A 9,079-nucleotide genomic window follows, 5' to 3' on the forward strand; every position below is an offset into this window, starting at 1 on the left:
TCCGTCGTCGGCAGCGTCAGATGTGTATAAGAGACAGCACCGGCCCTGTCCCCTGCACCGAACGAGACTCTGTGACCGACGAACTCACGACACCGTCCACCGCGCGCCTCGTCAGGGCGCTCGCGCCGACCGACACGCCACCACACCTGCCCGGAACGGAGGGACCGTTGGAGCTGTCCATGCCGCAGGTCACCTGGTCCCAGCTCGGCGACTGGCTCGTCGGCACGCCGTTGCTCATCCTCGTGACGATCGTGCTCGGGCTCTTCGTCCGGTGGGCCGTGCACCGCCTCATCAACCGCGTCGTCGCGACGGCCGCCTCCAGACGCGCCGAGCGCCTCGCCGGCCTCCTCGGGGGCAACCGCCGGGCGCCGAGCGCGGTGGGTGTCGCCAACGCCCGCCACGTGCAGCGGACCCAGACGATGGGTGCGCTGCTCAAGAGCATCACGACCTTCATCGTCTTCGGCGTGACGGGCCTGACCGTGCTCTCGCTCGTCGGCATCCCGCTGACGCCGATCCTCACCTCGGCCGGGGTGGGTGGCGTCGCGCTCGCGTTCGGCGCCCAGAGCCTCGTCAAGGACTTCCTCTCGGGTGTCTTCATGATCATCGAGGACCAGTACGGCGTCGGCGACGTCATCGACACCGGTGAGGCCGTCGGCACCGTCGAGAACGTGTCGCTGCGCATCACGCAGCTGCGCGACGCGCAGGGCATGACGTGGTACATCCGCAACGGCGAGATCATCCGCATCGGCAACAAGACCCAGGGGTGGTCCACGGCGATGGTCGACGTCCCGATCGCCTACGACCAGGACGTCGAGCAGGCGACCTCGGTGATCCGCGACGTCGTGTCGGTCATGGACGACGACGACCGGTGGCGGGACGTCCTGCTCGAGGAGCCGAACGTCGTCGGCGTCGAGTCGATGTCGGCCGGTGTCATCACGATCAGGATCCTGGCCAAGACCGTCGCGAACGAGCAGTTCGCCATCCAGCGGGAGATCCGCGAGCAGGTCAAGGGCGCCCTCGACCGGGCCGGCATCAAGAGCCCGTCACCGGTCATGCCGCCGTACGGCGGGGGCAAGCCGCTCTGAGGCCACCGGACCGCACCTGAGAGACTGACCGGCGTGACCTACTACGAGGACTTCGGCGGCCACGAGACCTTCGCCAAGCTCGTCCGCGAGTTCTACCGGGGCGTCGCCCGGGACGAGCCGCTGCGCGCGCTCTACCCGGAGCAGGACCTCGGCCCCGCGGAGGAGCGCCTGCGGATGTTCTTCGAGCAGTACTGGGGTGGGCCGACGACGTACTCGCAACAGCGCGGCCACCCGAGGCTGCGGATGCGCCACATGCCCTTTCCGGTGACCCCCGACATGCGTGACCGCTGGCTGCTGCACATGATGAACGCCGTCGACACGCTCGACCTCGCGCCCGAGCACGACGACCTGCTGCGCGACTACCTGACGCGCGCGGCCTACTCGCTCGTCAACACCCCCGGACCCGACGGCACGTTCTGAGCGTCCCGGGACGCCCTCCGGCTCACAGGAAGTCACAGCCGAGTCACAGGCGAAACCCCTGACGCCCCGACGCGGGCCGTGCTGTGCTGGTGCGTGTGGCCACGGGTGGCGTGGCGCCTGCATCCGCAAGGAGGCCGAGATGGTCGAGCTGAACCGCACGTCGGTGGGGGTCGCTGCCGCAGGCGCCGCCGCGCTGGCCGTCGCCCTGGGAGTCTCCGCGGTGGCCCGCGCCGACTCGCCGAGCCCGTCCTCGAGGACCGCGGTGGCGGTCGTCCCGGCGGCCGCGACGACCCCCGCCCCGACCGCCACCGGCAACCCCGGCAACGGCAACCACGGGAACGGCAACGGCAACCACGGGCACGGTTGGGGTCCCGGTGGCCGGCCCGGCAAGGGCGGTGGAGACCTCGGGCGCGGTCTGGGTGTCGGGCACCTCGGCGCCGGCGTGGCCGACCTCGCGGCGCGCCTCGGCGTCAGCGAGTCGACGTTGCGCGACGCCATCAAGGGCGCCCGAGACGACCTCCGCGCCGCCCGCGCCGCGGCCCAGCCGACCGCCCCGCCGACCACGTCGCCCACCACACCGCCGACCTCGCCTCCGTCGACGGCCCAGCGCGACGCGAGGCTCGATGCCTTCACGACGGCGCTCGCCAAGCGCCTGCGCATGGACGTCGCCAAGGTGCGCGGCGCCATCGCCGCCGTTCGTGCGGCCGCGCAGGCCGCACGCCAGAAGGCCTTCGACGACCGGCTCGCCCAGGCGGTGCAGAGCGGCACGCTGACCCAGGCCGAGGCCGACGCCGTGAAGAAGGCGGCCGCCGCCGGGGTCATCGAGATGGACGGCCCTGACTGACCGGGCCGACCCGAGCCACGTCCAGCCTCACGCGGTGGAGCGGGAGGCCGGCCAGCGGGCCGCGGTGTGCTGACTCGGTGCCCGGCCGGTGAGCAGGCCGCGGCCTGGGGCCGGCAGTGCCGGACCGGCGTACTGGGTGGCTGGACGAGCCGCGTCAGCAGCTGGCGTCGATCCCGGCCCGGAGCGCGCGTCACACCACGTGTCGCGCGATGCACGGTCCCGGCGCGCGAAAGTCCGCGCGCCGAACCCCGTCGCGCGCGCTTCGTCCAGCAGGCTGCCGGGACGGGGCCACGCGACGGTCCCCCTCGCGGCGCTCGACGACGCCACCCGCAAGGTCGACATGCAAGATCTTGCAGATCTTGCTTGGAGTTTCCGTGGGCATGAGGAACGATGGTGGCTCGTGACGCGATCAGCAGCCCAGACCCTCACGCCCGCCACCGTGACGGGCGTCCGCGAGGCGGACAGCCCGGTCCACGCCGCCGACCACCCGGACGGGGCGTGGTGGCGTCAGGCCGTGATCTACCAGATCTACCCCCGCTCGTGGAGCGACGGCGACGGCGACGGCGTCGGCGACCTGCCCGGCATCACCGCGCGCCTCGAGCACCTCAGCGCGCTCGGCGTCGACGCGGTCTGGCTGTCGCCGTTCTACACCTCGCCCCAGGCCGACGCCGGCTACGACGTCGCCGACTACCGCGACGTCGACCCGCTGTTCGGCACGCTCGCCGACGCGGACGCGATGATCGCGCGCGCCCACGAGCTGGGCCTCAAGGTCATCGTGGACATGGTCCCGAACCACTCCTCGGACGAGCACGAGTGGTTCGCAGCCGCGCTCGCAGCGGGCCCCGGCTCGGCCGAGCGCGAGCGCTACGTCTTCCGCGAGGGCCGCGGCGAGCACGGCGAGCTGCCCCCGAACAACTGGCAGTCCGTTTTCGGCGGCGCCGCGTGGACGCAGGTCACCGAGGAGAACGGCCGTCCGGGCCAGTGGTACCTGCACCTGTTCGACCCGAAGCAGCCCGACTTCAACTGGGAGCACCCCGAGGTGCGTGCCGAGTTCGAGTCGATCCTGCGCTTCTGGCTCGACCGGGGCGTCGACGGCTTCCGCGTCGACGTCGCGCACGGCCTGATCAAGGAGCAGGGCCTGCCCGACACCGAGGAGGAGCGCACCGTCATGCTCGGCCACGCCGAGCACGACGACGCCGCCGTGGCAACCGCGCGCCCGGACGACCAGCCCCGCATCGACCACACGAAGCGCAGCCCGATGTGGGACCAGGACGGCGTTCACGAGATCTACCGTTCCTGGCGCCGCGTCCTCGAGTCCTACGGCACCCCCGACCGCATCCTGTGCGCCGAGGCCTGGGTCGAGCCGCAGGAGCGCGCCGTCGCGTACGTCCGCCCGGACGAGATGCACCAGGCGTTCAACTTCGACTTCCTCACCTCGGCGTGGGTCGCCGCCGACCTGCGCTCGGTCATCACGTCGTCGCTGCGGGCGGCCGACTCGGTGGGCGCGCCGTCGACGTGGGTGCTGTCGAACCATGACGTCGTGCGCCACGCCTCGCGCCTCGGTTTCGCGCCCGGCACGCCGCGGATGAACGGCATCAGCGCCGCCGACCCGCAACCGGACCGCGAGCTGGGCCTGCGCCGCGCCCGGGCCGCGACCGCGCTCATGCTGGCCCTGCCGGGCGGTGCCTACCTGTACCAGGGCGAGGAGCTCGGCCTGCCCGACTCGACGGACATGCCGGCCGAGTTCCGCCAGGACCCGACGTTCGCGCGCACCGCGGGCGCCGAGACCGGCCGCGACGGCTGCCGGGTCCCGATGCCGTGGGTCGCCGACGCGCCCAGCCTCGGCTTCGGCCAGACCGACGCGACGTGGCTGCCGCAGCCGGCGGTGTACGCCGACTACGCGGTCGACCGGCAGACCGGCGTGCCCGGCTCCACCCTCGAGCTCTACCGGTCGCTGCTCGCGGAGCGTCGACGCCTCCACCTCGGCACCGGGTCGCTGACGTGGGTCGAGGGCTACGGCGAGGACGTTCTCGCGCTGACCAACGGCGGACCGGACCGCGAGCGCGTCCTCGTCGTCACCAACCTCGGCGCCGAGCCGGTCGAGCTGCCCGAGGGCGTCGACGTGCTCGTCGCCTCCGGTCCCCTGGTGGCCGGAAGCGTCCCCACCGACACGACCGTCTGGGCACTCTGGGCCTGACCGTGCCGGTCCCCCACTGCTCCGACCCGCGCGAGGGCGCCCCCCGCCAGGGGGCGCCCTCGCCGCACCACCGGAGGTGTCCAGGCCGGGCGGTGAGCGCCTAGTCTCGCGCCATGACCGTGCCGGCGCCGCGCCCCCGCCCCTACCTCGCCCGGACGCCGGTGGCCCTCGCCCACCGCGGTGGCGCGCTCTACCGGCCCAACGTCGGCCTCGAGAACACGATGACGGCGTTCGGCCATGCCGTCGCCCTCGGCTACACCCACCTCGAGACCGACGTGCACCTGACGGCCGACGGCCGGCTCGTCGCCTTCCACGACACCCGCCTCGACCGCGTGACCGACCGGGCCGGACTCATCCACCGGCTCACCTGGGAGCAGGTGCGCGAGGCCGCCATCGGCGACGGTGAGCGCGTGCCCCTGCTCACCGAGGTCCTCGACGCGTGGCCGGAGGTCAACCTCAACCTCGACCTCAAGGCGCCGGGGACGCCGGCGGCCCTCTGGCGTCTCATCGAGGAGCGCCGCCTCCACGAGCGGGTCTGCGTCGGCTCGTTCTCGCAGCGCAACATCGCCCAGTTCCGACGCCTCGCCCGCGGACGCGTCACGACCGCGGCCGCGCCCGTCGGCGCCGCGGTCAACCGCTACGGCCCGCGCTGGCTGGCCCGCTGGCTGCGCTCACCCGCGGAGGTCTTCCAGGTGCCCGCCTCGTTCCCCGTGCGCGGGCGCGTCGTGCGGGTCGTGACCCCGGGGTTCGTCGCGGCGGCGCACGCAGCGGGCAAGCAGGTGCATGTCTGGACGATCGACGACCCGGAGCAGATGCACCGGCTGCTCGACCTCGGCGTGGACGGTCTCGTCAGCGACCGCATCGACGTGCTCAAGCAGGTGCTCGTCCAGCGTGGCACGTGGACCGGGCGCTGACGAAGCCGCTTCGTCAGCGCACCAGCACGTGACCCCGCGCGGTCGACAGGCGGGTCCAGCGTCCGTTGGTCGACACCGACGCCTCGGTGCCCGGCGCGGTGAAGCCGAGCACGTGCGCGCCGAAGGCCAGACCGGCCGCGACGGGCGGCACGGTGTCGGTCATCGCGCCCCACACGCGACGGCGCAGGGCCGTGACCGCGTGAGCGCCGGCACCGTCGGGGGTTCCCGCGGCAACCTGCGAGATCCCCTCGCGCGCAACCGCGTCCACGGCCTCGCTGGTGAGCCGCCCCACGGGCTCCCAGCCGTCGCGTGGGGGTGTCAGCCCGCCCCACGGCGCCCGCACGGTGGTCGGGGGCACGGCGAGGACGCTCGACGCATCGCGGCGCGCCAGCCGGTCGGCGAGCGACGCGAACGACACCGTCGTGTCGAGGGCCGCGCCGGCGTCGTGGCCGACTGCCCGGACCCGCACGACGCGCAGACCGAGGACCGTGCCCTCACCGAGCAGGCCGCCGCCCTCGAGGACGGCGACCGTGACGAGGGCCAGGCCGCCGGCGACCTGCAGCCGCACGGCGCCGTCGGGGTTGGCGCGCCGGGCCCGGGCCAGGAACGTCTCGAGGTCGGCCAGGCCCCGGGGGTCACCGAAGTCGACGTGTCGCACGTCGGTGGTCACGGTCGGGCCCTCACCGTCGACGCCGGAACGGTGCCGGGCCACTGCGGTGGGGCCGCAGGGCGTCCCGCTCCTCCGGCCGCATCCGCCGCGGTGACGCGGACGCGAAGTCGTAGAGGGCCAGCTCGGTCTCCGCGACGGCGTACACGACCTCGTCACCTCGCGTCCCGTCACCTCGCCCCTGGGCACCGTGCGGATCCATCCCCACGGGGTCGGTGACGATGTAGGCGACGTCGAAGCCGGCCCCACCGACCCGCGAGACCCACATCCGGATCTCGACCGGTGCGTGCCGGAAGCCGAGCGGCCGCCGGTACTCGATCTCGTGTCGCGCGACGAGCACGCCCTCGTCGAGCAGCGTCTTGTTGCCCGCGCCGGTGCCGTCGAACCAGTCCCGGAAGGCGATGACGCGCGCGTCCTCGAGCAGCCGGAGGAACTGCACGTTGTTGATGTGCGCGTAGGCGTCCATGTCGGACCAGCGCAGCGCCACGTGCGCGGCGTACGGGGCCTGGAGGTCGGTCGAGGAACGGGTCGTGCCGTCCGGCGCGTCGGTCATGACGCCATCCTCCCAGCCCGTCCCCATCCCCGTCCGGGCGCCCACCGGCGTCCACAGGGCCCGGCCCGGGGAGGCGGACCCGTCGGCGGCGGCACGTAGGTTGGACGCATGCCCCCGACGCCTGCCGCCCAGCCCACCACCACCGACGCCATGGGCGACGCCGGACCCGTGGACGTGGTCGACGACCCACTGCGGTCACGGGCGACCGAGGCACTGCGCCGGCTCGTCGGACGGCCTGACGCCGAGTTCCGTGACGGCCAGCTCGAGGCCATCGCCGCACTCGTCGAGGGTCGTCGGCGCGTCCTCGTCGTGCAGCGCACGGGGTGGGGCAAGTCGGCCGTGTACTTCGTCGCGACCGCCCTGCGCCGGGCCGAGGACGCGGGACCGACCGTCATCGTCAGCCCGCTGCTGGCGCTGATGCGTGACCAGATCGGGGCCGCCCAGCGGGCCGGCATCCGCGCCGTGACGCTCAACTCGACCAATGCCGACGAGTGGGGCGAGGTGTCGGCCGCCCTCGCGGCAGATGCCGTCGACGTCCTGCTCGTCAGCCCCGAGCGGCTCAACAACCCACGGTTCCGCGACGAGCAGCTGCCGCAGCTGGCCCGGACCTGCGGCCTGCTCGTCGTCGACGAGGCGCACTGCGTCAGCGACTGGGGGCACGACTTCCGGCCCGACTACCGCCGCATCCGCGACCTGCTCACGACCCTGCCCGAGCACACGCCGGTCCTCGCGACGACGGCCACCGCCAACGCGCGGGTCGTCACCGACGTCGTCGAGCAGCTCGGCGCCGGCGGCCACGACGTGCTGACGCTGCGCGGTCCGCTCGCCCGTGCGTCGCTGCGCCTCGGCGTGCTGCCGCTCGCCGCGCCGGAGCAGCGGCTGGCCTGGCTCATCGCCCACCTGGCACAGCTGCCCGGCTCCGGCATCGTCTACGCCCTGACCGTGGCAGCGGCCGAGGACGTCGCCGCCGCGCTGCGCGAGGCCGGGCACGAGGTCGCCGCCTACACGGGCCGCACCGAGCCTGCCGAGCGCATCCGCCTCGAGGAGGCCCTGCGCGACAACACCGTCAAGGCGCTCGTGGCCACGTCGGCGCTCGGCATGGGCTTCGACAAGCCCGACCTCGGGTTCGTCCTGCACCTGGGTGCGCCCTCCTCCCCCGTCGCCTACTACCAGCAGGTCGGTCGCGCGGGGCGGGCCACGGAGCGCGCCGACGTCCTGCTCATGCCCGGCCCCGAGGACAAGGACATCTGGCGCTACTTCGCATCGGCCTCCATGCCGCGCCAGGACCAGGCAGACGCCGTGCTGCGGGCCCTCACCGAGTCGCCGAAGCCGCTGTCCACGGTCGCGCTCGAGGCCATCGTCGACGTGCGTCGCACGCGGCTCGAGCTGCTGCTCAAGGTGCTCGACGTCGACGGCGCCGTCCGCCGGGTGCCCGGCGGGTGGACCGCCACCGGCGAGCCGTGGGCCTACGACGAGGAGCGCTACGGGCGGGTCACGCAGGCCCGCGAGCGTGAGCAGCAGCTCATGGTCGACTACGAGCGCAACGAGGGGTGCCGCATGGCGTTCCTGCAGACCTGCCTCGACGACGAGACGGCCGAGCCGTGCGGCCGCTGCGACGGCTGTGCCGGGCCGTGGTTCGACGCGACGATCCCGGACGCGGCCGTCACCACCGCCCGCGCCCGGCTGGACCGACCCGGTGTCGCCCTGGAGCCCCGGGCGCAGTGGCCGTCCGGGATGGACCGCCTCGGTGTCCCCGTGCGCGGCCGCATCGGGGCGGAGACGGCCATGACCGAGGGCCGCGCGGTCGCCCGGCTCAGCGACCTCGGCTGGGGTCAGCGGCTGCGCGAGCTGCTCCGCGGCGACGACGGCGAGCTGCCGCCCGAGGTGCTGCGCGCGTGCGTCGACGTCCTCGCGACCTGGGGGTGGTCGCAACGCCCCGTCGCGGTCGTGTCGGTCCCGTCGCGACGCCGTCCACGGCTCGTCGGGTCCCTGGCGGCGGGCATCGCCGAGCTCGGGCGGCTGCCCTACCTCGGGTCGCTCGACCTCGCCGAGGGCGGCCCGGTGGGCGAGCCTGGCGGCAACAGCGCCTTCCGGCTGGCCAACGTGTGGGGCCGACTCGTCGTCGGACCCGAGCTCGCGGCGCGGCTGGCCGGGGCGCCCGGTCCCGTGCTGCTCGTCGACGACGTCGCCGACTCGCGCTGGACGCTGACGGTGTGCGCAGGCCTCCTGCGTCAGGCCGGGGCGCCCGGGGTGCTCCCGCTCGTCCTCGCGCTCGAGGCGTGAGCACGGCGGCAGGTGGCCGTGCCGTGGCGCCGGCCCCACGTCGGGCACGGGGACGGGGCCGACGGGGGCTGGGTAGGGTCTGTCTCTTATACACATCTGACGCTGCCGACGACGGA

At 74.0% G+C, this 9,079-nt stretch carries 8 protein-coding genes; 6 read left to right on the plus strand and 2 right to left on the minus strand.

The window, feature by feature from the left end; all coding sequences use genetic code 11:
- From ACPYOM_RS18670 to ACPYOM_RS18690, 5 genes are all read left to right on the plus strand, one after another.
- Positions 1-1,085: mechanosensitive ion channel family protein (locus ACPYOM_RS18670; protein ID WP_481347101.1), on the plus strand; the 1,085-nt coding region annotated here is incomplete at its 5' end.
- A 33-nt stretch (positions 1,086-1,118) separates the two neighbouring features.
- Positions 1,119-1,505 carry a globin gene (locus ACPYOM_RS18675; protein ID WP_481342751.1) on the plus strand — a complete coding sequence of 129 codons (387 nt, stop codon included), beginning with the start codon at positions 1,119-1,121 and terminating at the stop codon, positions 1,503-1,505.
- Between the two features lie 139 nt (positions 1,506-1,644).
- Entirely contained in the window at positions 1,645-2,349 is a 705-nt protein-coding gene (locus ACPYOM_RS18680) for a hypothetical protein (RefSeq protein WP_481342752.1), read from the plus strand.
- A gap of 400 nt (positions 2,350-2,749) precedes the next feature.
- A complete protein-coding gene (locus ACPYOM_RS18685; protein WP_481347102.1) occupies positions 2,750-4,546 on the plus strand; it encodes a glycoside hydrolase family 13 protein in 1,797 nt (598 codons plus the stop codon).
- A 113-nt stretch (positions 4,547-4,659) separates the two neighbouring features.
- Complete coding sequence (locus tag ACPYOM_RS18690) at positions 4,660-5,460, plus strand: glycerophosphodiester phosphodiesterase family protein (RefSeq protein WP_481347103.1); 801 nt, start codon at positions 4,660-4,662, stop codon at positions 5,458-5,460.
- Between the two features lie 13 nt (positions 5,461-5,473).
- Here ACPYOM_RS18690 and ACPYOM_RS18695 read toward each other — a convergent pair whose 3' ends face one another.
- Together ACPYOM_RS18695 and ACPYOM_RS18700 are read right to left on the minus strand one after the other, a co-directional pair.
- Positions 5,474-6,130: a DUF8185 domain-containing protein gene (locus ACPYOM_RS18695; RefSeq protein ID WP_481347104.1), complete on the minus strand. Its 657-nt coding sequence runs from the start codon at positions 6,128-6,130 to the stop codon at positions 5,474-5,476.
- Positions 6,131-6,140: 10 nt separating this feature from the next.
- Positions 6,141-6,680, minus strand: coding sequence for an acyl-CoA thioesterase (locus tag ACPYOM_RS18700; RefSeq protein ID WP_481347105.1), 540 nt, complete (start codon positions 6,678-6,680; stop codon positions 6,141-6,143).
- Positions 6,681-6,830: 150 nt separating this feature from the next.
- Here ACPYOM_RS18700 and ACPYOM_RS18705 point away from each other — a divergent pair, with 150 nt between their 5' ends.
- Positions 6,831-8,963 (plus strand): RecQ family ATP-dependent DNA helicase, encoded by a 2,133-nt coding sequence (locus tag ACPYOM_RS18705; RefSeq protein WP_481347106.1) that lies wholly within the window; start codon positions 6,831-6,833, stop codon positions 8,961-8,963.
- The last annotated feature ends 116 nt before the right edge of the window (positions 8,964-9,079 follow it).

The sequence above is a fragment of the Monashia sp. HAY1-2A genome (genome assembly GCF_056755315.1).